The organism is Microvirga tunisiensis (assembly GCF_009296175.1).
Classification (GTDB): Bacteria; Pseudomonadota; Alphaproteobacteria; order Rhizobiales; family Beijerinckiaceae; genus Microvirga; species Microvirga tunisiensis.
In genome coordinates, this window is sequence record NZ_VOSK01000001.1 from 130,428 (window position 1) to 152,891 (window position 22,464).

24 protein-coding genes and 1 pseudogene are annotated in these 22,464 nt (G+C 60.0%); 9 read left to right on the forward strand and 16 right to left on the reverse strand.

The features are described from left to right. Positions 1–466 precede the first annotated feature (466 nt). From FS320_RS00550 to FS320_RS00565, 4 genes are all read left to right on the forward strand, one after another. Positions 467–1,552 carry a substrate-binding domain-containing protein gene (locus FS320_RS00550; protein ID WP_162002724.1) on the forward strand — a complete coding sequence of 362 codons (1,086 nt, stop codon included), beginning with the start codon at positions 467–469 and terminating at the stop codon, positions 1,550–1,552. A gap of 29 nt (positions 1,553–1,581) precedes the next feature. Continuing rightward, positions 1,582–3,159, forward strand: a complete 1,578-nt coding sequence (locus FS320_RS00555; protein ID WP_152708651.1) for a sugar ABC transporter ATP-binding protein — start codon at positions 1,582–1,584, stop codon at positions 3,157–3,159. A 131-nt stretch (positions 3,160–3,290) separates the two neighbouring features. Further along, complete coding sequence (locus FS320_RS00560) at positions 3,291–4,199, forward strand: ABC transporter permease subunit (RefSeq protein ID WP_162002725.1); 909 nt, start codon at positions 3,291–3,293, stop codon at positions 4,197–4,199. A 132-nt stretch (positions 4,200–4,331) separates the two neighbouring features. Beyond that, positions 4,332–5,267: a cyclase family protein gene (locus FS320_RS00565; RefSeq protein WP_152708653.1), complete on the forward strand. Its 936-nt coding sequence runs from the start codon at positions 4,332–4,334 to the stop codon at positions 5,265–5,267. A gap of 116 nt (positions 5,268–5,383) precedes the next feature. Here the strand turns inward: FS320_RS00565 and FS320_RS00570 are convergent. Beyond that, positions 5,384–5,794: pseudogene (locus FS320_RS00570) on the reverse strand (DDE-type integrase/transposase/recombinase); the annotation flags it as partial. Between the two features lie 130 nt (positions 5,795–5,924). Here FS320_RS00570 and FS320_RS47515 point away from each other — a divergent pair. Continuing rightward, on the forward strand, positions 5,925–6,167 hold the full coding sequence (locus FS320_RS47515) for a Crp/Fnr family transcriptional regulator (RefSeq protein WP_244626894.1): 243 nt from the start codon (positions 5,925–5,927) through the stop codon (positions 6,165–6,167). A 151-nt stretch (positions 6,168–6,318) separates the two neighbouring features. Here the strand turns inward: FS320_RS47515 and FS320_RS45010 are convergent, their stop codons facing one another. Beyond that, positions 6,319–6,468, reverse strand: coding sequence for a hypothetical protein (locus tag FS320_RS45010; RefSeq protein ID WP_153885275.1), 150 nt, complete (start codon positions 6,466–6,468; stop codon positions 6,319–6,321). A 776-nt stretch (positions 6,469–7,244) separates the two neighbouring features. Here FS320_RS45010 and FS320_RS00580 point away from each other — a divergent pair. The 4 genes from FS320_RS00580 (at position 7,245) to FS320_RS00595 (ending at position 8,958) form a co-directional block, all read left to right on the forward strand. Further along, positions 7,245–7,562 (forward strand): hypothetical protein, encoded by a 318-nt coding sequence (locus FS320_RS00580; RefSeq protein WP_152708654.1) that lies wholly within the window; start codon positions 7,245–7,247, stop codon positions 7,560–7,562. Positions 7,563–7,676: 114 nt separating this feature from the next. Next, complete coding sequence (locus FS320_RS00585) at positions 7,677–8,387, forward strand: hypothetical protein (protein ID WP_152708655.1); 711 nt, start codon at positions 7,677–7,679, stop codon at positions 8,385–8,387. Then, positions 8,387–8,653: a helix-turn-helix domain-containing protein gene (locus tag FS320_RS00590; RefSeq protein WP_152708656.1), complete on the forward strand. Its 267-nt coding sequence runs from the start codon at positions 8,387–8,389 to the stop codon at positions 8,651–8,653. The genes FS320_RS00585 and FS320_RS00590 overlap by 1 nt, the downstream gene beginning before the upstream one ends. Further along, positions 8,653–8,958, forward strand: coding sequence for a hypothetical protein (locus FS320_RS00595; protein WP_152708657.1), 306 nt, complete (start codon positions 8,653–8,655; stop codon positions 8,956–8,958). Before FS320_RS00590 ends, FS320_RS00595 begins: the two co-directional genes overlap by 1 nt. A 38-nt stretch (positions 8,959–8,996) precedes the next feature. Here the strand turns inward: FS320_RS00595 and FS320_RS00600 are convergent, their stop codons facing one another. The 14 genes from FS320_RS00600 to FS320_RS00665 all read right to left on the reverse strand — a co-directional run bounded on the left by FS320_RS00600 (position 8,997) and on the right by FS320_RS00665 (position 22,357). Continuing rightward, a complete protein-coding gene (locus FS320_RS00600; RefSeq protein ID WP_152708658.1) occupies positions 8,997–9,221 on the reverse strand; it encodes a hypothetical protein in 225 nt (74 codons plus the stop codon). Between the two features lie 882 nt (positions 9,222–10,103). Then, positions 10,104–11,372 carry an extracellular catalytic domain type 1 short-chain-length polyhydroxyalkanoate depolymerase gene (locus FS320_RS00605; protein WP_152708659.1) on the reverse strand — a complete coding sequence of 423 codons (1,269 nt, stop codon included), beginning with the start codon at positions 11,370–11,372 and terminating at the stop codon, positions 10,104–10,106. Positions 11,373–11,472: 100 nt separating this feature from the next. Beyond that, positions 11,473–11,892, reverse strand: a complete 420-nt coding sequence (locus FS320_RS00610) for a CopG family transcriptional regulator (protein WP_152708660.1) — start codon at positions 11,890–11,892, stop codon at positions 11,473–11,475. Positions 11,893–12,362: 470 nt separating this feature from the next. Beyond that, positions 12,363–12,560 (reverse strand): hypothetical protein, encoded by a 198-nt coding sequence (locus tag FS320_RS00615; protein ID WP_152708661.1) that lies wholly within the window; start codon positions 12,558–12,560, stop codon positions 12,363–12,365. A gap of 514 nt (positions 12,561–13,074) precedes the next feature. Then, positions 13,075–13,746: an EthD family reductase gene (locus FS320_RS00620; protein ID WP_152708662.1), complete on the reverse strand. Its 672-nt coding sequence runs from the start codon at positions 13,744–13,746 to the stop codon at positions 13,075–13,077. 108 nt (positions 13,747–13,854) lie between these two features. Next, positions 13,855–15,153 (reverse strand): multidrug effflux MFS transporter, encoded by a 1,299-nt coding sequence (locus tag FS320_RS00625; protein ID WP_152708663.1) that lies wholly within the window; start codon positions 15,151–15,153, stop codon positions 13,855–13,857. Next, on the reverse strand, positions 15,150–15,548 hold the full coding sequence (locus tag FS320_RS00630; protein ID WP_152708664.1) for a MarR family winged helix-turn-helix transcriptional regulator: 399 nt from the start codon (positions 15,546–15,548) through the stop codon (positions 15,150–15,152). The genes FS320_RS00625 and FS320_RS00630 overlap by 4 nt, the downstream gene beginning before the upstream one ends. After that, complete coding sequence (locus tag FS320_RS00635) at positions 15,549–16,313, reverse strand: sulfite exporter TauE/SafE family protein (RefSeq protein ID WP_152708665.1); 765 nt, start codon at positions 16,311–16,313, stop codon at positions 15,549–15,551. 270 nt (positions 16,314–16,583) lie between these two features. Continuing rightward, positions 16,584–17,219 carry a maleylacetoacetate isomerase gene (gene maiA, locus FS320_RS00640; protein ID WP_162002726.1) on the reverse strand — a complete coding sequence of 212 codons (636 nt, stop codon included), beginning with the start codon at positions 17,217–17,219 and terminating at the stop codon, positions 16,584–16,586. A gap of 126 nt (positions 17,220–17,345) precedes the next feature. Then, positions 17,346–18,014, reverse strand: a complete 669-nt coding sequence (locus FS320_RS00645) for a 3-oxoacid CoA-transferase subunit B (protein WP_152708795.1) — start codon at positions 18,012–18,014, stop codon at positions 17,346–17,348. Positions 18,015–18,023: 9 nt separating this feature from the next. After that, positions 18,024–18,683 (reverse strand): CoA transferase subunit A, encoded by a 660-nt coding sequence (locus FS320_RS00650; protein ID WP_152708666.1) that lies wholly within the window; start codon positions 18,681–18,683, stop codon positions 18,024–18,026. Beyond that, positions 18,680–19,987 (reverse strand): fumarylacetoacetase, encoded by a 1,308-nt coding sequence (gene fahA, locus FS320_RS00655; RefSeq protein WP_152708667.1) that lies wholly within the window; start codon positions 19,985–19,987, stop codon positions 18,680–18,682. The genes FS320_RS00650 and fahA overlap by 4 nt, the downstream gene beginning before the upstream one ends. 8 nt (positions 19,988–19,995) lie before the next feature. Beyond that, positions 19,996–21,354, reverse strand: a complete 1,359-nt coding sequence (gene hmgA, locus FS320_RS00660) for a homogentisate 1,2-dioxygenase (protein WP_152708668.1) — start codon at positions 21,352–21,354, stop codon at positions 19,996–19,998. Between the two features lie 46 nt (positions 21,355–21,400). Then, positions 21,401–22,357, reverse strand: coding sequence for an MBL fold metallo-hydrolase (locus FS320_RS00665; protein ID WP_152708669.1), 957 nt, complete (start codon positions 22,355–22,357; stop codon positions 21,401–21,403). Positions 22,358–22,464 lie beyond the last annotated feature (107 nt).

Consider the following 22,464-nt stretch of genomic DNA (forward strand, 5'->3'; position numbering starts at 1 on the left):
AGAGCCTTTCATGATTTATTCCAATGTTCTCAAAATATGAGAACTTTGCGTAAGTTTCTGCAGCTTTGTCAAGGTAAGTACTCAAGGCTGCCAATACGGCGTGACTCAAATAGCGGAAAAATGCCCCCGGTACGGAAACACTATTCATATAAAATCCCAATGAGTGGGATTTCACTTGAAAGGAGACCGAGGCTGTGTTAGTGATGACTGGGTGGCTGGCACTGGGTCGGGGGTGATTTGATCGGCTTCTAGCCGAATCAGGCGCTCGGCCGTGAGCGCCTGCTTATCCACACGGTCAGCTAATCCGGCCTCATGCATGGCACTGAGGTCGAGCACACGTATTTTTGCCTCGGGAGGACCAGCAATGCTCCAAAATATGACTCGACGTGCGACTCGAACCAGCACGATTGCTAACGAGGCGGAGAGTAAGACTGAAACGAGTAGGAGGCGTATCGAGCGGCACACCGTGCGCAGCCTTTTCGGGGGAGCGGCCATCCTCGCGCTCGCTGGCATGAATGCGCCGGCAAACGCAGCAGATCCGGATTTTTCCCAGTATATCGAAATCACTAGGAACGCTCAAACAACGCCAAGCTGGCCTGGCCCGACCGAGCCTGCCCCCGCCCCCAAAAATAAGTTTATTGTTGAGATCTCGTGCACCCATGCCGTAGAGGGGTGCAAGAAGAATTCGGAAGCAATTGAGGATGTCGCCAAGCGCCTCGGTTGGCGATACAAGATTATCGTTGTTTCCGACGCCACCGGCTTTGATGCTGCTGTCATGACTGGCATCAACGCAGGCGCCGACGGCATCATTCTCAACGGGATCGACACGAAGCTGATTTCCGGTGGCATCGCGTCGGCCAAGGCCAAGATGATCCCGATCGTTAGTCCCCAGTTGCTTAACGAGGTCGGCCCATATGGCGTCGACGCAGATGTGTCGTCGGATGCCGCCGAGGTCGGCAAGATTATTGCGGCGGAAGCCATCGCCAACCACAATGGCAAGATGCATGTCCTCATGCTCAACATCGCCGAATGGCAGCTGCCGGCGCGGATCATGAAAGGTGTTAAGGCGACCCTCGATGGCTGCTCGAAGTGCCAGATCACCTACGCTACACCGATCGACTTCACGTCGTCTGTTATAGGAACGACGCTCCCCCAGCAGGTCGTCGCCGCCATCCGTCGGGACCCCAAGATCAACGTGATCATTGAAGGCATTGATCCGATGGCGAACTTCATCATCCCGGCTTTGGACGCCGCCGGCATGCGGGATAAGGTGAAGATGTACTCGTCTCTTGCCAACCCAGGACCGCTGCAACTGATGCGGGAGGGCAACGTGCTGGTAGCCGATGTCGGTGTCTCACTTAAGTGGGGTGTGTGGGGTGCCATCGATCAGATGATCAGAATCATGAACGGCCAGCCGACGGTGCACCAGGTTGTTCCAGTGCAGTTGCTGACGATGGAGGTGCCCGACAGCCTGCCCGCTCCCGGCACCGCCTATACGAGTGATGCCAGCGGATTCGCCGAGAAATACCTGACCCTCTGGGGCATCAAGTAAGTTTCCGGCTGCGCGGAGCGACACTCGTGATGGCACATAATTCTGCAGCTCGCAACACGCCAGCAGCTAAGGCGACCGGTCTGGTCAAGCAATTTGGCCCGCGCGCCGTGCTCGCGGATGTCGACCTGACAGTGGAACACTATCAGGTCCACGCCTTGATTGGGGCAAACGGCTCAGGCAAGTCGACCTTGGCCAAGATCATGGCTGGCTACTATCAGCGGGACGCCGGCCAACTCGTCATCGCCGGGTCGGAAGTACCCACCGACGCTGGAGTCGCCAGCACTGAGGCGCTTGGCGTCCGGGTGGTTCATCAGGACCTCGGTCTCTTCGACGGCATATCAGTGCTGGAGAACGTCGCGGCCGGCGGGGGGTATATCAGAACCCGCCTCGGGTTGATCGACTGGCCGGCGACCCGCCAGCGTGTCGCCGAGGCGCTGGCCAGGGTCGGGCTGGACAATCTCGATCCCGACAACCATGTCGATGACCTGCCGACTTGGCAGCGGGTCGCGGTCGCCTGTGCCAGGGCGCTCTACGATGGGTTGGATGTGGTTCGGCTGCTGATCCTAGACGAGATTACCGCTGCCTTGCCTCCAAGCGAGGTACGCCTTGTGCTAGACCTCGTGCGCCGGCTGCAGTTGCTGGGAGCCGGCATCCTCTATGTGACCCATCGTTTCGAGGAGGTGATGGAGGTAACAGACCGTATAACCGTACTCAGAGATGGCAAGCTGCTAGTCAACGTGCGCACGGCCGATGTGACGGTGCGGCAACTGGTCGAATGGGTATCCGGCGACCAGGTGTCCAGGGCGAATGCCTCCGGTCGGAAGGCGACTGGAGCGCCGGTCCTCGAACTCAGGGGAATATCGACTGAACGCCTCAAGAATGTGAGCCTAGAGCTGCGACAAGGCGATATCTGTGGCGTCATTGGCCGGGCAGCATGCGGCAAGAGCGCTCTCGGGCGAACGATCTTCGGTCAGGAGAAAATCTTGTCCGGCTCCATGCTGCTCGCCGGCCAACCACTCCTGCCTCGGAATCCACGTGACGCCATTCGAAGAGGCGTCGCCTATGTCCCACAGGATCGCCAACGGGCGGGCATCCTGCCCGGGGCAACCCTGCGGGAGAATTTTACAATCACTAATCTCGGCAGAGTGATGCACGGCCGACTGTTGTCGTCGGGCCTGGAGCGCAAGGTCGCCGCGGAACTGATCGATCGCCATGCCGTGGTGCCGCGCGACAGCGAGGAGTGGATCCAGAACCTCAGCGGAGGCAATCAGCAGAAGATTGTCGTTGGACGGTGGGATTTGACGGACAATCTGGTTTTTGTGCTCGACGAACCAACGGAAGGTGTCGATGCGGCTGCACGCGCCAGCATCTACGCCTTTATCCGCGAACGCGCAGCCGCCGGAGCAGCGGTTCTCGTGCTTTCGTCCAGTCTTGAGGAGATTGCCGATGTCTGCGACCGCGCAATCTGCCTGACCGACGGTCGGATGACGCACTCCGTCGAGGGCGATGCGCTGACTGTGCGGAACATGGAGCACTTGCTGGTGAGCGAACTCGAAGAGTCCGTTCCCAGTCTTGAACAGGCGTCGATTGTCGGACAAAAGCGATGAATGAAACAGCATCTGAAACAGTCAAGGTCACGAAGACCGCTCCCGGAATCGCCATTCCCCCGAAGAGCGATGAAAGACCCGCTACCCGCACTAGGCGTCGTGGCCTCGCTGGTTACCTCGGGCGGTTCGGTGTGCCAATCTTCATCGTGCTGCTGACCATCTTGTTCTCCTCACTGAACCCCGACACCTTCCCCACCCTGCCCAACGCGCAGGTTGTGGCGGCCAGCAACAGCCTGGCCCTGGTCCTTGCACTAGGTGCCCTGGTCCCTCTGATTGCCGGCGAGTTCGACCTCTCGATGGGTTTCACGTTAGAACTAAGTGCCGTGATCTCTGCGGTCCTGCTCGGCCAAGGTGGAATGAGCGTGCCCGTCGTCCTCCTGATCGTGTTCTGCACCGGCATCGCCACTGGCCTACTGAACGGGCTGCTAATCACCCGCGTCGGGATAAGCTCGTTCATTGCCACCCTCGGCGTCGGCTCGCTCGCGGCAGCCGCCTCCATTTACCTCACCGGCGGCGCGATCCTGATTGAGGGGATTCCCCGGAGCTTCGTCGCCTTCGGACAGGGTAATACGTACGGCATTCCCAATATGGTGATGATCGGCGCGGTCACGCTGCTCGTCTTCTGGGTTGCGCTGGAAAACATGCCATTCGGGCGCAACTTGCTCGCGGTCGGACTTTCCCGCAAGGCCAGCGAATTGGTCGGCATTCGCACCAAGCTCATGATCACGACGTCCTTCGTGATCTCGGGCGCGGTCGCCTCGCTCTGCGGATTCCTGGCTCTGGGCCGTATAGGCGCGGCCAGTTCCGGGATCGGCACAAGCTACCTACTGCCGGCACTAGCAGCGTGCTTTCTCGGCGCAACCACCGTCCGGGTTGGCCGCTTCAACCCTCTTGGAACTGCCTTCGCGGTGCTGCTGGTTGCGATTGGCTTGAATGGGCTGCAACTCTACGGGGTGCCAGGTTGGGCGGAGCCTGCCTTCAACGGCTGCGTGCTTCTGATCGCGGTCGGGGCGTCATCACTCGCAGCCAAACGCCGCTAACTAGACATTGCAGGGGTTCTTGACCTCTCGGAATTGAGAGACCGAAGGCGAACCACAGGGGCAAGGCTGCGTTGGCCGTTCATGTCCTACACGGCCCATACAGCGAGATACGATCGGGAGGTTAGAAGACAGATGATAAAGGAAGAGATTGAAAGAGCCTTTCGTGAGCTGTCGAACTGGGGCCGATGGGGGGTCGATGATCAAATCGGCACACTGAACAACGTGACGCCGCAGAAAATAGCCGCAGCCGCCCGTCTTATCCGGGAAGGTCGGGTGTTCGCCCTGGGAGCCTCGCTGAAATGGCCTCTACAATCCACCCCAAATAAGGGTCGCTGGAACGTAATCCATAGCTACATGCAAGATGGTGCCGACGCGCACGCTGCCTTTATAGATGGCATGGTCGAGTACTCCGACGACGCTATTCATATGCCGGTACAATGCTCCACGCATTGGGATGCACTTTGCCACACATTCCACGGCGGTCAGACATATAACGGCGGCGACGCCAGGGATTTTAGGTCCAAGGGCCCGCCAAAGCTCGGAATCGAGCATACGGCCAATAGGATGGCCGGGCGTGGCGTGCTTCTGGACATCGCACGCTTCAAAAGCGTGGATCACCTGGAGAACGGCTATACCATCAGCAACCAGGATCTTGATGATTGCGCCGCCAAACAAGGCGTCAGTGTAGGCCAAGGCGACTTTGTCATAATCCGGACAGGATACCAAGAACGCTTCCTGAACAGCGGAAACTGGCACACGCATTCATACTCGGCTGCCCCGGGCGTAGCTTTCGAGAACTGCTACTGGCTGAAGGAGAAGGACGTCGCCGCTATTGCCTCTGACACCTATGCCGTGGAGGTTGTACCGGCCTCGGCAGATGGTTACGGCTTTCCCTGGCATTCAGTCGCGATCCCAAGCATTGGCGTCACCGTCGGCGAGATGTTGTACGTGAAGGAGCTTGCTGAAGACTGCGCCAGAGACGGCATCTACACCTTCTTCTTCTGCGCGCCACCGCTCAATCTGCCTGGTGGCACGGGATCGCCCATAAACCCGCAGGCGATCAAATAGTAGTTGTGACAAAAACTTTGTCTAATGACAGTGGGATCGTGTAAGTAGGTCGCCGGAAGCGGTTCCGTCGCAAATCCTGGGCAGGGACGAGGAAGTTGGAGACACCTGTGATCGGCTCATGCAGCGAGTAGCTCGAACTGTTCGGCGAGCGACGGCTGCCGATTGCAGGCGTACTTCGCCTGCCCTTTGCACACCATGTGGATCATCTCGATCCCGCCTAGGATCACTCGCGCGGATGCCACCGACTTGAGCCCGAGCATTGGGCGAACTCGGCGTTTGATGGCGCGATGATCCTGCTTGATGCGGTTATTCAGGTAGGCACTTTGTCGAATTTGAATGGGCGTCGAATCACGCCGCGTTTTATCTTGGAGCCGGTCTGCGGTATCGCTCGATAGCATCGCTTTCCGATTCGTCTGACTGCCATCAATGGCGATGCGCTCGGGCCGGCCATGCCGCTTGAGCGCCTTGCTCAGGAAGCGCTTGGCTGCAGCCAGATAGCGCCGCTTGCTAAACCAGAATTCGACGGTACCCCTCCAACGTCTGGTACTCGCCTACAACGAGGCACTCCTGGCGCAGGCGTATCACACGGTCGCGTGCAACGCCGTCCATCCCGTCGAGGTCCGATGCTGCCGTTGAATCCTCAGCACGCATGATCGCTTGGACGAGGATGCCCTGCCCCTCACCCATGAGTTCCTGGCCGAGATGCTCGGCGTGCAGCGCTCGACGGTCAGCACCGTTCTGCGTGGCCTCCAGACGTCGGGGCTGATCGAGCAGTACCGTGGTGGGATCAAGGTCATCGACCGCGCCGGTCTGGAACGGGGAGCGTGCGAGTGCTACCGCAAGATCCGCTTCCGCTTCAGAACGCTGCTGTCCGGCACCTACGCCGAGCCCGAACGCTGAAGCGAGAGCCGCCTATTGGATCCGTGTGAATGCCCAGCAGGCAGATCTCCGCCTCCTACCCTCCCCTGATGTCACTTTGCCTTTAACTTTGAGATTCGTCGCGTTGGGTGTCGAAAAGCGACATTCTTTGCCGTTAAAGGCGAGATGCCGATCAGGTTTGTTCGCTGCTCTTTGATCCCTGCGTGTGAACGTGGTGCTGTATCTGGCGCGCGATACGATCGACGGTGGCGAGCAAACGGGCTTCCTTGTGACAGGTCCGGAGCAAGGCGACCTTGGCGAACTCTGTCAGGTCCCGTTCCATCTCCATCTCCATCTCCATCGCAGCCAGCCGCACGCCCCTGTAAACGCTGTCTCACTTTTAGGGGAAAAATCTCGATTTTATAGGCAAAGTCTCACATTTAGCGGCAAAGGATTGCCATTGATTTTGTTGAGTTCCCTATCTCGCCTTTAGGGGCAAAGCGACAATAGGGATCAGCGCACGATCTGTGCCTGATTGTACGGTAACGAAGTACGTAGCAAGAACGCAGGCTCCTGAGTTAACCGAGAGATCTCCGTGACGGCCGCATGTGCCCCGAATCGAGGTGTTTGAGCTATCATTCCAAGGCGAATCAGCAGATGGAGAAGGTTACTGCTCTCCGAAGCTGCGCCCGTGAGAGTAGCGCTGCCCACATAGGTATGACAAAGAGGTTAGTGCAATACTTTCAAATGGGTACCAGCTCGGTGCGAGTAGCATCTAGCTTCACATTCAGGGTCAGTCCGCAAGCCCATCTCGGGATGGTTTCTGATCCGTTCGAGCTAAACGTATAATTGGGCACAGATCTTGCGCTGGCCCCAAGCGGTTCCGACCCGGTACTGGCGTCCATCTTCATAGCTTTGCCGCGTACCTCGGAGACCGTGCCGGCGACGATCGCCTCGTTGCGGGTGCCGCATCTACATACCTGAAAACATGTTGTTTCAAAGACTTGGCAGCTGCGACATGCTGGGTTGAAGAAATTTTTTCATTCCCCTCTTGTGTCTTGCTCAGCGTGTGAACATTCTGTTCACAGAGGCGGATTTGCCGCTAGAGGAGAGAGATTGATGTCGCAGTACTACGTCGCCGTTCAATACGATTCCGAGACCCTCGCCCCGGCCAGGATCCTGGGTGCAGGCCGCACCGAGAGCGAGGCGATCGACGATGCGGTTTCGGACATCGCCAACGAGTTCGATCGCGAGTTCTTCGCCGGGGTTTTCTCCGAAGGCGATCACGGCACCGAGCCGTGCACCGAGGTCATCTTCAACGAATTCCGCAAGTCCGGAGAACCGAAGGAGTTCGGGGTCACCAAGGACAGGATCGTCTGCACGAAGCGCGAGAAGGACGAGCTGGAACTCGCGACCGCCACCGAGCGGAAGATCTAATCCGGGAGCGGGGCTTCGGCCCCGGCCTTCCCCTAAGGCCTTCACGGAGGCTTCGGGAGAGGGCCGTCCAATCCCTCAGAACAAACGGCGGACCGACCGCCAAGGATAGTGATTATGCAGAAGTATTTTGTTGAAGGTGTGCACCGGATGGGTGAGACCACGTTCGCCGTCGAGATCAGTGACACTCGGTACGGTTACAGCCATCCCGACCGGACGATCTGGCTTGAAGTTGAGAGCTCCAAACCTGATTTTCAGCGGGTCACACGGGACCTGACGACCGATACCGCGATCTCGAGCAGCCTTCTGGATCTGCCTGAAGAGATGATCTCGATGCTCAATCTGGCCGCCGAGGCGGTCACTGAGTTCATGGCACATGAGGAAATGGTCCTTCTGCCGATCAATCCTGATCGCAAGCTCGAGGTTGTGAAGGTTGATGACAGCGAAGGCATCTACGTGTCCGTTGTCACGGACCGCATGGTCGACGGAAAACCGGAGCAGATCACTCTAGAGTTCGCCTACTGCGGCAAACATCCGACTGTCGACTTCTGGACCAGAGTACCCATCGAGGACGACGTCCGTGCATTCGCCATGCAAGCTGCAAATGAGGCTCGTCGCCAGCGCATCCTCAAGAAGATCAAGCGGGCGAGAGAGGCCAAGGAGGCCCAGCGCGAAGCTGAGAAGATAGTCGCTCTGGAAGAGAAGCGGATCGCGAAGAAGGCCGAGCAGCTCGGATGCACTCCGGCTTTGGCTGAATACATCGACCGTCTTGAGGCTCGGATTGAGATCCTTGCCGAGACCGTCTCGCGCCATTTCGAGGACGCCTGATGCCGACTAAGACCCCTACCCTCTCACCGGAAGCCCGTCGCATTCGTGCGGCGGGTCTTCGCATGTATGGACCGCGTTGGGTTCGTGCGATGGCGGCCGCGATTGGCGTGTCGCCATCCCTCCTGTCGATGGTTGCGACCGGCAAGCGCCCGGTCACGGCCGACCTGCGGGAGAAGATCCCTGCCGTCTTCGAACGCCGCCGGAAGGAGCTCGAGAAAGCAAAGGCCGATCTCGAGGCAGCCATTCGTGAATATGGAGAAGACTGATGACCGTAGTTTCAATTGAGGCCTTGCGCCTCGCCAAGGACATCCCCGCTCTCGATCCCGAGGGCTATACCCGGGCGGCCGCCAACCCGGTCAACCCGCCGCCCGAGTTGGAGATCGATGGCTGGCCTGAGGACGATATCATCGAGGCGTACAAGCTGACGAGCTGGTACCTCAAGGAGACCGAGGACGGGATGGAGCAAGCGGCGCTCTACGTCGCCCATAAGTTCGGCCTCAGCTTTGCCCACGCATGGGATCAGGTGGAGTGCTCGTATGCGGACTACAACAGCCAGTACTCGCACAACTGAGGAGCTGGCTGCGGCTATTTCAGGCTGAACAGGGCGTCCTACGGGGCACCCTTTCTGATTGGCATAAAGTCAGGCATCCGGGATTCGACGATCTCGCGCACCAGATCTCCAGCGGCAACACCGGCGTCGGCATATTCAGCAAACGTCGCCCGGTATGCGCCGTCGCCCTCCACGAAAACTTTGCACTGCTCTGTGCCGACCAAGATGCAGACGCGAAGGTCGACGGCCTTACCCGTGCCCTCGCCTTTCCTGATGTCGTACATCACCTTTGTCGGATTGCTCATACAGTGAGAGTAGTCAGCGACCCAGAAAAGGAAAGAGCCCGGATGTCTCCGAGCCCCCTTCCCCAGCCGGCTGTGCAGACCCGAAGGCCTTGGGCACAGATCTTGTTCTGCCCCGCATATACCGGATGCTAGTCGTCGGGGTGGAGCCGCGACCAAAGCCTGTTTTGCGATCCGTCTGATGTCTCGGATCGCCGGTTTTCCTGCTCTTGAGGAAACAGACCCGCATCAAAGCCCCGCTGAAATAAACGCACTTTTGGGTGAAACCCTCTAAAACGCGACTGGAGCCTCATGGAGCGACTTCGCCGGCTGGATAGGCCAACAACCCACCGATGTCGATTTGGGCCTGCTGTCGGTCATTCTTGTGGGTCGCTTCTGACGCACAGCCTCCTTTTTGCAACTAAGTTTCCGGCAAAATAAGGTCGCTGTGATGAATGAGAATCGGGCTGGCAAAAGACCGACCTCATTAGAGCCGTCGGACAGGTCTAATTTCGGGTTGCCTGATGGTTCCCTACCTGGTGCGGAAAGTGGCTCAGTGAGGCTATAAATCTGTTTCTCGGCCAAAACCGCAACGACAAAGCGGGCCGCGGCATCGAACACCGAAGACGATCCCAGAGATAAGGTCCGCATAGCAGCCAAAGTTCGTCAGGCCATGGGGCTTCTTCCCCTGCTGGGTTGCAGTCGAATGCCAGACTGCCTGCCGTCGATCTGGGGAACGGAGGTCGGCCACGGTGCACTTTGAAACACCGTGGCCCGTGGAGTGCAACGAACCCGTCTCGATGAGCACGATCCAGATCTGCCCGTATGGCAGATCTCGATGCGGAGCCCGGCAGTCCTTGACGTGGCCTCGTGGGCTCTTCGTGCCTACAGGGGGGATGCGGCTGTTGGTTTCGGGTGCTCGAGGAAGAAGCGCATCATCTCACGGCTGGCATCGGGTCCCCGTGGCTCCGTGTAGGACCCACTCGGACTTCCCCCAGACCAGGCATGCCCTGCCCCATGAAGAGCCCAATGCTCGAGCATCGGGTGGCCGCTGTCATCGCACGCGACCGTGCGGGTATAGCTGATCCCGCCCGGAACCTGCCCGCGGCTGACTGTTGTCTGGAGATCCGAACCCGCCTTCGACTGAGCCATGACCTGGTCCCCATTGACGGGGTTCACGGTCGTGTCGCGATCGCCATGAAACACGATGGTCGGCACAGGCTGCTTGGATCCACCGTTCTGAGGCACCCCGCCCTGGCGCATGGCGGCAAACGCCGAGGGCATGTCACGCGCAGCCCCACACGCCAACCCGGAATGGACGCCGACGGCCGCATAGAGGTCGGGGTAGGCCGAGCCCATGATCGCCGCCGCGGCCCCACCGGCGGAGAGCCCGGCGGCATAGACGCGTCCCGGCTCGACCGAGAAGTCACGCATGATCTGCCGGGTGATGCCGGCAATCAGCGACGGCTCGCCCCGATCCCGCTGCTGATCGCCTGCGTTGAACCAGTTCCAGCACTTAGAGACATTGGCGGACTGCGCCTGCGCCGGGTAGGCAACAAGGAACGTCTGCTCTTCAGCCAACTCGTTCATCTGAGTCCCAGCGGCAAAATCGTCCGGCGATTGCGTGCAGCCGTGCAGCATCACCACGAGCGGCACAGGCTGACCCATGTAGCCGCTGGGGATGTAGAGCTTGTAGGCGCGGCTTCCCGCCTCGTTGGCAAAGCTCCGCTCTTCGAAGCGGGCGCCCTCCGGCAGCGGGGCCGGCGCACGGGCTGGATTGAGTCCAACCAACCCATCCAGGCCGAGCCCGGTGCCGGTTTGTCCCATGCGGTCGAGAAAGCCACGCAGCGCTTCCGGCACTTGATTCTGGCCTGACGCTCCGGCGAGACCACCAAGGTGATTAGAGGCACGGTGTGGGAGATCGAATTTCGGTGAAGTCCACGCCCCTCCCCTGGAGGACGGCGGCAGCATATCGATGATGCGAGAGAAATGCGCCGCTGCGGGTTTGCCTTCACCTCCCCCGGCGCTGCTTGAACTCGATGCTGGATCGGCACCCGCAAGCCCTCCCTGAAGAAGTGCCATGGCTTCTGCAAGCCGGCCTTCGCGGGTCAGGCGGGTGGCCTCGAGCATGTCGATGTTGGGTTGTGCGTTCATGGTTTCAATCCTGTGGTTGGGCAAAGCGAGGCCTGCCCCTTACCGAGTCGGGAAGGGTTGGGCAGGCTCGAAAGACGGTGGGACGGGTGCTACCCGGCGGTCAGCGTATGCGGTCCTTCAGCGCCTCTTTGACAGCCGGACTGGCGTGCAAGGCGCCAAGGACATGAAGGGAGGCGATCGTCAGCCGGGCCAGCTCAGGCGTGACATCGTTGGCGATGCTGGCAAGACCAAGAACCTGGATGTGCAGTACTTCGCCGGCCGCTTGCACGGCCTCCAGGTCCTGGCGGCTGTAGTGGCGCAGGCCCAGATCGAGCTGGTGTCGCTCGACCGATTTCCTGACGGCATCGTTGTGCCGATCAAGCTGATTTCGGATGGCCGTGCGGATGAAGTCGGTCCGGTTGGAGTAGAAGCCCTCCTGGACGAGGAGATCGATATGGCCGAGGTCGACATAGCCCAGGTTGATCGTGATCTTCTCGGTGTCTGCCGCCTTGGACCGAAGTTCGTGTACATTGCTCGCCATCTCAGCCATCCTGTCACCATCCCGTTGGATGGCATATGGAGGACAGAAGTGGTGAGTTCAAGCCCCAGCCCTGCTTACCACTCAACTCGGCACGCCGTTTCGCGTCTATGTCACGGGGCCGGCCTCCGCCTCCGGATTGGCAGTGTTTGCACCGCACAAATTTGTCGCGGCCGCGGTGTCTCGAAAGCGGCACCACATGCGTTAGCCTTATGCCAACCCGCAGCAATCGCTGGAGAAAGGAAGCGCCACATGGGCCAGAGGTTCTGTCCACAGTGCTCCTGCGACGCAGCATCCGTCCTCAGCATCGTTACGGATGATGGTTGTTTCGCCGCCGCTGTTCAGTGCCACGTCTGCGGCTTCGAGCAACCCACCGATTGTGGTTTCAAGGACGAGCAGACTGCCCGCGAGGCCGCAATCCACGCCTGGTTGGAGGGTGCGGAGCCCCTCCCTTCGACCCCTCGCACTTGATTTCAGCGCTTATCTCCCGTCACGAGGATGGTGATGTGCAGCTTCCAGAGTTCACGCTTGAGCGCCGCCATGCGATCAGGCGGCAGCTCTGACCCAAACATCTGGTCAAACTCGTCCCTGGTGAGATAGCCGCGTTTTCTCGCTTGCTTCAGCAGGCGCCAGGATTCGGGATTGGATAGATCGATCAGCGGCTCAGGCATGAGCGTCTCCGGCTGATCGTGTGATGGTACAGCGGCTGGGATCCTGCGCAAGAAAGGTTCGCGAACCACAGCATCCTGCTCTCACGGTCTGAAAGCAGCGGAGGAAAAGCTGGCCCGTGTTCATCTGGATGACACCGTAATCCGGCAGCTGACGGATTCCAGCTCACCTGATACTGAAGGCTTGCAGCGGGGCATAATGCTGTGGAGCGGACCAAGTGAAAGTCCGCTCACGCAGCAACTGCGGAACTCCAAATTAGGTCCGCCTCGTGCGAGTTCCGGACGTTCCGGACCCAGCAGCCTCCTTCTTGTTGGATTGTTCTGTCATGACAGCCCGCACGAAGCTCAGATGCAACAAGCGGGTTTGAGCCGTGTCCGAAGAACTCAATTCAGGCCTCCGCATCCTCGAACTCGCTGTGATATCATCGGATGGGACATCGGTTTTCTGCATCCTGCCATGACTCGGCTGACCGTGGCCCTCGGTCGAGCACATTGGTTCCGGACAGGAAGGCTAGCGTTAGGTCGTGGTCGCCTCCTGAAGGGGAAGCACCACGTATTCGTTGACTTCATAAGCACCGATGACATCAATGCCGGGGGCAGATTCGATTGCCGCGGTTTTGTTGAAGTTTTCACCAGTCGCGTCGCCCGCCAGGAAGACTTCGAGCACGCCATCTACCATCTGATTGCCGGCCGGAACGGTCGAGTCGACCCGGAAATCCCGGTCTATGATGCGGTTGAGTCGGAAGCTCCCGCCGGTCGCGGACAGCACATTGGGTAGTGCGTCCAAAAGCTGCGTGAGGGCCGCGTCGTTCCCTCGGAGAAGGTACATGAGCTTGACCCCGTTGGGGGCTGCGCGGCCGATTTGGTTCAGCTTTCCTTCTTCTTGAATCAGGATGGTCACATCACTCAGGAAGCCTTGGATATCAACGATGCAGGCATGCTGCTCGGGTGAGTCCATACCCGCCGCCATGTCGGCGACGGTGTCGAAACGGAGCTGAGAAATGCCATCAACCCGGTGAAAGCCGAACTGCTCGCCGCTCGCTAGGGTCGTCTTGATATGGTTCTGCGAATAGGCTCTCATGCGCGGAACGATGCGTGCGAGCGGCCCATGCACGTCCCTCCAATGCTTTGAGAACTCCCCGAAGTCGACGGTATCATGGTTCTTGATGAGTCCGCTTCGAATAATCACTAAGGCTCTCCATTATCTTTGTTGGTGTTGTTCATCAGACGCCGTGCCGTTCATCCAATACGGCGGCGGCGTCATTGCCCTTGCCACATTCCCAGTGAGAGGCTCTCCTCATCGATTGCCCCGGTGCACCGCCCTTTCGATTTCCTCGCCGCCGGCGCCTACTGCTCCGGCCGGATCGACCGCTGTTTCCAGCTCCTCCGGTGCAATGGCGAACAGTCTGCTTTCGCGCTTTGAACGAATACCAAAATGGGCCAGCACCGCGAGCACAGCCATGCTGGGCATCACCGTCGCAAGCGCATTCAGGGGATCGCTGAAGAGCATAGCCGCGATCGCAGATCCGGCGAGCCCAACGCCAATCTGCAGGAAGCCGGCCAGCGCGGACGCCGCACCGGCAACATTCGGAAAGCCCGCCAGGGCACCAGTGGTTGCACCTGGGATCACCAGTGCGCTGCCGAATGCCCAGATCACGACAGGGCCCATCGCCGTATACAGGGAGAGCGGCAGAAGACGCAGACCAATGCCAAACCCCAAGGCGGAAACCGCAATGAGCATCAGGCCTATCGGGACCAAACGCATGACCTCAATCCGGCGCAGCAGCCGACCCGTTACCGCCGCCCCCAGAGCATAGAAGCCGGCCTGCGCCAGCATCGCAAGACCGAACTGGGTTGGTGTCAGTCCAATCTTCTCCATCACGACGAATGGAAGAATGACGGCCATGGTATAGAACGCGCCGACGGCGCAGCCGAGGACGAGACTTCCCCGCATGAAGCCTTTGTCCACCAGGAGCATCGCGTAATTCCGCAGGATTTGACCCGGATAGGCTTGGGTGGGATCAGGGGCGGAATTCGTCTCGATACACCAAAAGCCCATCACCAGCACGGCGACGATGCCGTAGACCGCCATGACGAGAAAAATCGAATGCCAGCCTAGGGTGCTCAGGAGCACGCCACCGATTGTCGGCGAGACAGCTGGTCCGACCGCCAGCATCAAGCCGATGAGATTCATAATACGCGCTGAACTCTGACCGGTGAACTGGTCGCGCACGATCGCCCGCGAGATCGCGACCCCTGCGGCGACCCCGATGCCCTGGAGGGCTCGCCCAACCAGGAGCCATGTGATTGAGGGCGAAAAGACCGCGATGACGCTGCCCAGGACATAGATGGAGAAAAAGCCGAGGGCGACTGGCCGCCGACCAAAGGCATCCGACAGAGGCCCACAGACAAGCTGGGCAAATGCGAAACCAAAGAGATAGACCGACAAGGACATCTTGATGGCGGCCGGTGTGGTCTGCAGCACCTCGACGAGCGTGGGCATCGCCGGTGTGTAAAGCGCCATGCTGACGGATCCGAGGGCCACGATGAGGGCTCCGATTACAGCAGTGCGGGTCTCCGACATGAGGGGCTTCATTCCTGCCCCCTCCCCGGCTCGCTGCCAGCCATATTCGCACGCATGCGCTTCAGCAGGGTTCGAAGCATCTCAACCTCGTCGGGATCAAAGTCCTGCAGGGCCTCTTCCTGAACTTTCTTCGTGACCCCAAGAACCTGCTCAAGGGTTGGCTGTGCGTCAGGAGCAAGCTGAACGATTTTGGCGCGTCGATCCGTTGGATCCGGCTCCCGCACTACAAGGCCCCGGCTTTCCAATTTGTCGAGGAATGTGACGAGTGTCATGGGCTCGATATTCGTCTGAGCCGCGAGTGCGGTCTGGCGTGAGGCTGGATAGAGGCTGACATAGGCCCATGTGTGGGCCTCGCCGGCCGTCAACCCATTTTCCTGGCACACGAAATTTGAGGTGTTACCAGACATTCAAACGCCTCCCGCGGCAAAGTCAGACAATCCATTGAAAACGAGCTTCCCGCCAACCAGCACCATCAAAATGTAGATGATGGTGATGAACCTGGCTGATGACGTGCGCCGCACGATGTAAATGCCGAGCCACGTTGAGAGGACAGCTAGAGGTAGGAGTGTCGTCGACACGATCAAATTCTTGGCAGAAAATTGCCCCAGCATGAAATACGGCAAAACCTTGAGCAGATTGACCGTGGCGAAGAACATCACGCTTGTCCCGACGAATATGTTCTGCGGCAGTCGTTGTGGAATAACGAAAATCTGGAATGGCGGCGTTCCTGCATGGGCGATCATGCTGGTGAAGCCTGAAGCGGCGCCGCAGAGCCAGCCTATCAGCAAATTTGGCTTTGCGGTCAGCTCTCCCTGCCCACGTCGATCAATGACGAGACGGCGCGCTGCAAACACAATTGAGATCAGACCCACAGCGAGCTCGACTGCACTCTCAGAAACCCTTGCGGCAAGGAGATAAGCGAGAAACACACCAGGCAGTGCTCCTGCCAGGAGAACTAATAGGTTCCATCGGTCCCATGTGGCCCGATAAGCGATCACGCTGATCATATCTTGCACAACGAGTATGGGCAGCAAGATGGCCGCTGCTTCGACCGGGGAGATGACGAGCGCCACCAGCGGAGTAGCAAGCATTCCGACGCCGGAAAATCCACCCTTTGATAGCCCGAGGAGAACTACGGCCGGAATGGCAGCAACGTAGAATGAAAGATCCATCGGTGACTCCTGGATGGCACTGGTGGCATGGTGTCTTCTCGATGATGCTTTCCCGCAGTTCTTTAAATGCTGGAGCGCTCCAGTTGGAGCGACTCCGTGAACCTAGAAGACACTCTTCGCCAGATCCATGCCAATGGTACTAACCTTGCCCATGGACGCCTCCTTCAAGTGGTGCTCAACACCGCCACCCGGACACAGCGAGGCCGCTGGGGCGCCGCGCCTTGGTTCCAACTCGACGCAGCGATTCACCTCCGGGCTGTTCCTGACCGATCATTCCGCGTCCGCTTGGTTAGCAGGGTGTGCCCTTTGGAATGCTGGGTGTTCCGAGGCGTGCCAGTCCACTCTCGCAACACGCGGATATGCTTCCAATGGAACCTTGAATCGTCGTGCTGCGTAAATTTGAGGCACGAGATACACGTCGGCGAGGCTCGGATTCGGGCCAAAGCAGTAGCCGCTGTCTCCAATGAGAGCTTCCACCGCCGCAAGACCCTGTCCGATCCATTTGGCGATCCAATCCGATATCTCCGGTTCGGAGAGACCGAAGCTCCGACGTAAATGGTTCAATGGTCCGATGTTGTGCAGTGGATGGATGTCACAGCCGATGATTGCCGCGACGGCTCGAACCTTCGCCCGCAGGACAGGATCGGAAGGGAGAAGCGCTGGTGTTGGGAACGCTTCTTCGAGAAACTCGAGAATGGCAGGTGATTGCGTCAGGACCGTCCCATCATCAAGCACAAGGCTAGGGACACGGCCCTGCGGATTTATTACACGATATTCTGCCGCATTTTGCTCGCCGCCATTGCGAACGAGATGAACAAAGGTCTGCTCTGCCTCAATGGCCTTGAGGGCCAAAGCAATTCTTACCCGGTAGGGTGAGGTCGAACGCCAGTAAGTGTACAGCTTCACGGATGTAACCCCTTATGGTCCACGGGATCGGGCATGCCGCGGCACTCTAACGTCAGCCAGATCTTCGACGGCGATGCCGAGCCCACGAAAACTGCTGCGCGTGTCGCATCTCTGTGCCGCATGGTTTCAGCCCGATACCTGAATGCCTACACTCATGACGGTGACGTCAGACGGCACGATCAACCGAGTGCCTGTTGCTTCGCATACCGTCTCGACTGTCATGCCCGGAGCCGTCTCTCGGAGCACGAGACCGTCCTCCGTTGGTTCAATCACAGCCATCTCGGTGACAATGAGGGTCACCGGTCGTAAGGATGTCGCCGGCAATGTCAGTTCCTCCACGATCTTCGGTTGGCCCTTCTGCGTGTGGTTCATCGCCACGATGACGCGACGGGCACCACTAACAAGGTCCATCGCTCCCCCCATGCCGGGAACGAGGTGTCCGGGAACCATCCAGTTGGCCAAGCGCCCATCCCGGTCGATCTGGAGCCCGCCGAGAACGGTCATATCGAGGTGCCCGCCACGGATCAGGGCGAACGAGGTTGCAGAGTCGAATGCGACGGCACCGGGTCTGGCAGAGACAAAAGCTCCTCCGGCGTCTGTCAAATGCACGTCCTCCATGCCCTCCGGTGGTCGCGCCCCAAATCCGATGATGCCGTTCTCTGACTGGAAATACACTTCCAAGCCGGGCGGAACATAGCTTGCGACCAGGGTTGGAAGTCCAATGCCCAGGTTGACCAAGGTATTATTGCGCAACTCTTGTGCGACCCGGCGTGCGATCAGTTCCTTAGGGTCCATTTCCATGCCTCAGATCAGTTGTGGCCGCTCGACCAGATAATCGATCAGGACGCCCGGAGTGTGGATCACGTCCGGAGAGAGCACTCCCAGCGGCACCACTTCATTGGCCTCCGCGATTGTGGTGGTCGCAGCCATCGCCATCAGAGGATTGAAGTTGCGGGCGGTGAGCGAGTAGACGAGATTGCCGATGTAGTCGGCACTCCGCGCTGCTACGAGGGCGATGTCCGCCTTGAGGGCTGGCTCAACGAGAAAATCGTGTCCATCCACCTGCACCACCATTCGTCCTTCGCCGGCCACGGTTCCGAGACCGGTCGCTGTGAGCACGCCACCCAGTCCCGCACCTCCTGCCCGAATTCGCTCGGCGAGGGTCCCTTGCGGTACCAACTCAACCCGGATCTCTCCGGAAAGCATCAGTCGTTGCGTTTCCGGATTGGTTCCGATGTGCGAGGCAATGACACGGGCAACGCAACCGGCGCTGATCAGCTTCCCGACACCCACGCCAGGACGTGCGGTGTCATTGACGATCACCGTCAGATTTCGCACACCGCGAGCGACCAAGGCACTGATGACGCGGTGAGGTGACCCCACGCCCATGAACCCCCCAACCATCACGGTCGCTCCGTCAGGGACGAGCTCGGCGGCAGCGGCTGGCGTGATGGCGCTCCTCATGATGGCGCCATGATGGTAGCCCGGCACTCGCCGAAGCCGATTGGGGCAAAGCCCTCCCGGCGGCCACGCGCCCGCAGGATCACCTCGTCTCCGTCCTCAAGGAAGCGCCGTTCCTCCCGGGAGGCCAGGGCGATCGGGTTTTTTCCCCCCAGCGTGGCCTCCAGAATGCTGCCGCAGCTCACCTCGTCAGGCCCTGAGATCGTTCCGGTCCCGAGAAGATCGCCCGGCTGGAGATTGCAGCCATTACAGGTGTGGTGCGTCACCATCTGCGCGACCGTCCAGTACATGTTGTTCGTATTGGACAACCCCAAACGATGGGGCGGCAGACCCTTCTCCCGCAGACCCGGAGTGAGAAGCAGGACCTCGAGTTCTACGTCGAGCCCTCCCTCGCGCTGGTCGCCCTCGTCCAGCAGATATGGCAGGGGCGCGGGATCGTCCTCTCTCCGGCTTGGCTGAGCGATCCGGAACGGAGCCAGGGCCTCCGGTGTCACGATCCAGGCCGAGATCGTGCTGGCAAAGTTCTTGGACAGGAAGGGGCCGAGCGGCTGGTATTCCCACGCCTGGATGTCGCGTGCCGACCAATCGTTGAGCAGGCAGTAGCCCGCAACATGCTCGGCCGCCTCAGAGATGGGGATCGATTCACCGAGAGCGTTCCCAGGACCGATCCAGATCCCAAGTTCCAGCTCGTAGTCGAGCCTCTGGCTGGGGCCGAAGCTCGGAACTGGTGCGTCTGGCGGCTTCACCTGTCCCTTCGGGCGACGAACAGGCACTCCGGACGGGCGGATCGACGACGCCCGGCCGTGATAGCCGATGGGCACGTACTTATAGTTCGGCAGCAACGGGTTATCGGGACGGAACTGCTTGCCGACATTGGTGGCGTGGTGAATGCCGACATAGAAGTCGGTGTAATCGCCGATGCGCGCCGGCAGGTGCAACGTGCAAGCGGCGGCATCGTGCAGGCACGGCTCCACGCTACCCTGCTCCGGGCAGCCCTGGGCCAGCAATTCAGATAGTCTCATGCGCAAGGCCCGACGCGGACCTGGCCCGAGCGCCAGGAACAGATTGAGCGTTGCACGAGAAGCCGCCTCCGCTGCCTTGGCGGCCTCACCCGTGAAGAGGCCGGCTGCCAGAGCAGCCGGCAGGTCAAGGATCCGGTCCCCGATGGCCACCCCGCCCCTCGGTTCGCCACCGCTGAGGCTGAAGATCCCCAGCGGCAGGTTCTGGATCGGAAAGTCCGGGTGACCATTGGCCGAAGCCACCCAGCTTTCCAGCTTCGGATCGTGAGTCTGATCAAGTTGAGCCATTGTCCCGCTTACCGCTGGTTCGGGTTGAAGTGCTTCTTCAGCTTGTGCCCGTAGGCGCCGTAGCCCTTTTGCAGCGACTCGGTCTGAGCCGCGAAGGCGGTCACCTTCTGCGGGAAGCGGGTCTCGAACATGAAGGCGAGCGTGCCTTCCAGTTTGTGGGGCTTCAGGTCCACGTTGCTGGCCTTTTCGAACGCGTCCATGTCAGGCCCATGCGGCAGCATGGTGTTGTGCAGGGAGATGCCGCCCGGCACGAAGCCGCCGCCGGTCTTGGCATCATAGACGCCGTAGATCAGGCCCATGAACTCGCTCATGACGTTCATGTGGTACCACGGCGGCCGGAAGGTGTCCTCCGTCACCAGCCAGCGGTCGGGGAAGATCACGAAGTCGATGTTGGCCGTGCCGGGCGTTTCCGACGGCGAGGTCAGCACCGTGAAGATCGACGGATCGGCGTGATCGTACAGGATCGGCCCCACCGGCGAGTAGCGCCGCAGGTCGTACTTGTAGGGCGCATAGTTGCCGTGCCAGGCCACCACATCGAGCGGCGAGTGGTCAATATCGGTCGCCCAGAGCGAGCCGCCCCATTTCACATACATCTTCGAGGGCGCATCCTTGTCCTCGTAGGCGGCCACGGGCGTGAGGAAGTCGCGTGGGTTGGCCAGGCAGTTGGCCCCGATCGGCCCCCGCTCCGGCAGGGTGAAGGCGCCGCCATAGTTCTCGCACAGATAGCCGCGCGCCGGTCCGTTCGGAATCTCGACCCGGATCTTTACGCCGCGTGGAATGACGGCGATCTCGCCCGGCTCGATGTCGATGATGCCGAACTCCGTCCAGAGGCGTAACGAGCCCTGCTGGGGCACGAACAGCATCTCGCCGTCGGCATTGTAGAAGTACTCGTCCTCCATCGAGCGGGTGATGAGGTACACGTGAGACCCCATGCCGGCCTGCGTGCCGGCGTCGCCCGCCGTCGTGATGGTGCGAACCCCTTCCAGAAACGAGACCCGCTCGTCGGGCAGTGGGATCGGGTCCCACCGCATGGGCGCGATCGGCACCTCCACCTCCGGTGCGGGGGCGGTGCGCCACAGCCCGATGTCAGCCTTCTGGAACTCCCCCCAATGGGTCACGGTCGGCCGGATGCGGTAGAGCCAGGAGCGCTCGTTGGTTGTGCGGGGTGCCGTGAAGGGGGAGCCAGAAAGCTGCTCGGCATAGAGACCATAAGCGCATTGCTGGGGCGAGTTGCGGCCAATCGGCAGAGCGCCGGGCAACGCCTCGGTCTCGAAGCCGTTGCCAAAGCCGGACAGATAACTGCCATTCGCTTGGAAGACGGTACTGACACTCGAGTCTGCGCCTTTCCTCGGGGCCTGAATGTTCATGGTCAACCTCCTTGATGTTGGGGTGAAAATCGGGTGCGCGAGGGGCTCAGGCTTGCAGGGCCTCCCACATTTTGCGGTCGCGCTCGGCCGTCCAGATCACGGGATCGTCGATGCCTGATGCTTCGTCGTAGGCGCGGGAAACATTGAACGGGAGACAGTGTTCGTAGATCGCGAAGGATCCAAACTTCGGATCCATGGCCTCCCGGATGGCCGCATAGGTCTCTTTGAGCGTCCGGCCTTTAGCCACTGACATCTCGGCGACGCCGTACAGGGTCGTCACGAAATCACGGGTCATGGCCAACGCCTCCCGAACCGTGGCCTGCCCGTTGAGGGCATCACCCCGTCCGGGAGCAACCGATTTTGGGTCGAACTCCCGGATCCCATTCAGGGTGCCGGGCCAGGCTCGCAGGTGCGCGTCCCCGCAGTAACAGGCGGAGTGGTACTCGATGAGATCGCCCGAAAACATCACCTGCGCGTCCGGTACCCAGGCGACGATATCGCCTGAGGTATGCCCCGCGCCGAGTTGCATCAGTTTCACTTCGCGCTTGCCCAGGAACAGGCTCATCTCGCCCTTGAAGGCGAGTGTGGGCCAAGTCAGGCCAGGGATACTCTCAGCGTCCCGGAACAGGCGCGGGAAGCGGCCAAACTCCGATTCCCAATCCTGCTGCCCGCGCTCAACGATGAGCCGGTGAGTCTCCTGGGACGAGATGACTCCCTCTGCTTGGTAGGCGGAGGCCCCGAGCACGCGCACGGCATGGTAATGGGACAGGATCACATACTTGATCGGCTTGTCGGTGACTGTCCGGACCTTCTCGATGACGCTTCGGGCCATTCCGGGTGTCGCCTGCGCGTCGAAGACGGCGCAGCTGTCGTCGCCGACGATGACGCCCGTGTTGGGGTCTCCTTCGGCAGTGTAGGCATAGAGGTCGGGTCCGATTTCGGTGAAGGAAATCTTCTTCTCGGTGAGGTCGCCGGTCGAGGCGAAACCCTTCTGGCTTGACATGCTTGCTCTCCTTTTATCACGGTTTTCCGGCTTCTCATGCTCAGCGGGCGCGCAAGACTGGGCGCTGTGTGCTCAACAGCGGTGCGCTCGTCCCAGCGTGATCGTAC

Bases quoted from the DNA above. Each gene is read 5' to 3' on its own strand.
- FS320_RS00590 (WP_152708656.1), top strand. From the start codon at position 8,387: ATGCCGACTAAGACCCCTACCCTCTCACCGGAAGCCCGTCGCATTCGT.
- FS320_RS00615 (WP_152708661.1), bottom strand. From the start codon at position 12,560: ATGCCTGAGCCGCTGATCGATCTATCCAATCCCGAATCCTGGCGCCTG.
- FS320_RS00605 (WP_152708659.1), bottom strand. From the start codon at position 11,372: ATGAACGCACAACCCAACATCGACATGCTCGAGGCCACCCGCCTGACC.
- FS320_RS00665 (WP_152708669.1), bottom strand. From the start codon at position 22,357: ATGTCAAGCCAGAAGGGTTTCGCCTCGACCGGCGACCTCACCGAGAAG.
- FS320_RS00580 (WP_152708654.1), top strand. From the start codon at position 7,245: ATGTCGCAGTACTACGTCGCCGTTCAATACGATTCCGAGACCCTCGCC.
- FS320_RS45010 (WP_153885275.1), bottom strand. From the start codon at position 6,468: ATGGAACGGGACCTGACAGAGTTCGCCAAGGTCGCCTTGCTCCGGACC.
- FS320_RS00645 (WP_152708795.1), bottom strand. From the start codon at position 18,014: ATGGACCCTAAGGAACTGATCGCACGCCGGGTCGCACAAGAGTTGCGC.
- fahA (WP_152708667.1), bottom strand. From the start codon at position 19,987: ATGGCTCAACTTGATCAGACTCACGATCCGAAGCTGGAAAGCTGGGTG.
- FS320_RS00650 (WP_152708666.1), bottom strand. From the start codon at position 18,683: ATGAGGAGCGCCATCACGCCAGCCGCTGCCGCCGAGCTCGTCCCTGAC.
- FS320_RS00635 (WP_152708665.1), bottom strand. From the start codon at position 16,313: ATGGATCTTTCATTCTACGTTGCTGCCATTCCGGCCGTAGTTCTCCTC.
- hmgA (WP_152708668.1), bottom strand. From the start codon at position 21,354: ATGAACATTCAGGCCCCGAGGAAAGGCGCAGACTCGAGTGTCAGTACC.
- FS320_RS00630 (WP_152708664.1), bottom strand. From the start codon at position 15,548: ATGTCTGGTAACACCTCAAATTTCGTGTGCCAGGAAAATGGGTTGACG.
- FS320_RS00595 (WP_152708657.1), top strand. From the start codon at position 8,653: ATGACCGTAGTTTCAATTGAGGCCTTGCGCCTCGCCAAGGACATCCCC.
- FS320_RS00585 (WP_152708655.1), top strand. From the start codon at position 7,677: ATGCAGAAGTATTTTGTTGAAGGTGTGCACCGGATGGGTGAGACCACG.
- FS320_RS00600 (WP_152708658.1), bottom strand. From the start codon at position 9,221: ATGTACGACATCAGGAAAGGCGAGGGCACGGGTAAGGCCGTCGACCTT.
- FS320_RS00610 (WP_152708660.1), bottom strand. From the start codon at position 11,892: ATGGCGAGCAATGTACACGAACTTCGGTCCAAGGCGGCAGACACCGAG.
- FS320_RS00555 (WP_152708651.1), top strand. From the start codon at position 1,582: ATGGCACATAATTCTGCAGCTCGCAACACGCCAGCAGCTAAGGCGACC.
- FS320_RS00565 (WP_152708653.1), top strand. From the start codon at position 4,332: ATGATAAAGGAAGAGATTGAAAGAGCCTTTCGTGAGCTGTCGAACTGG.
- FS320_RS00625 (WP_152708663.1), bottom strand. From the start codon at position 15,153: ATGAAGCCCCTCATGTCGGAGACCCGCACTGCTGTAATCGGAGCCCTC.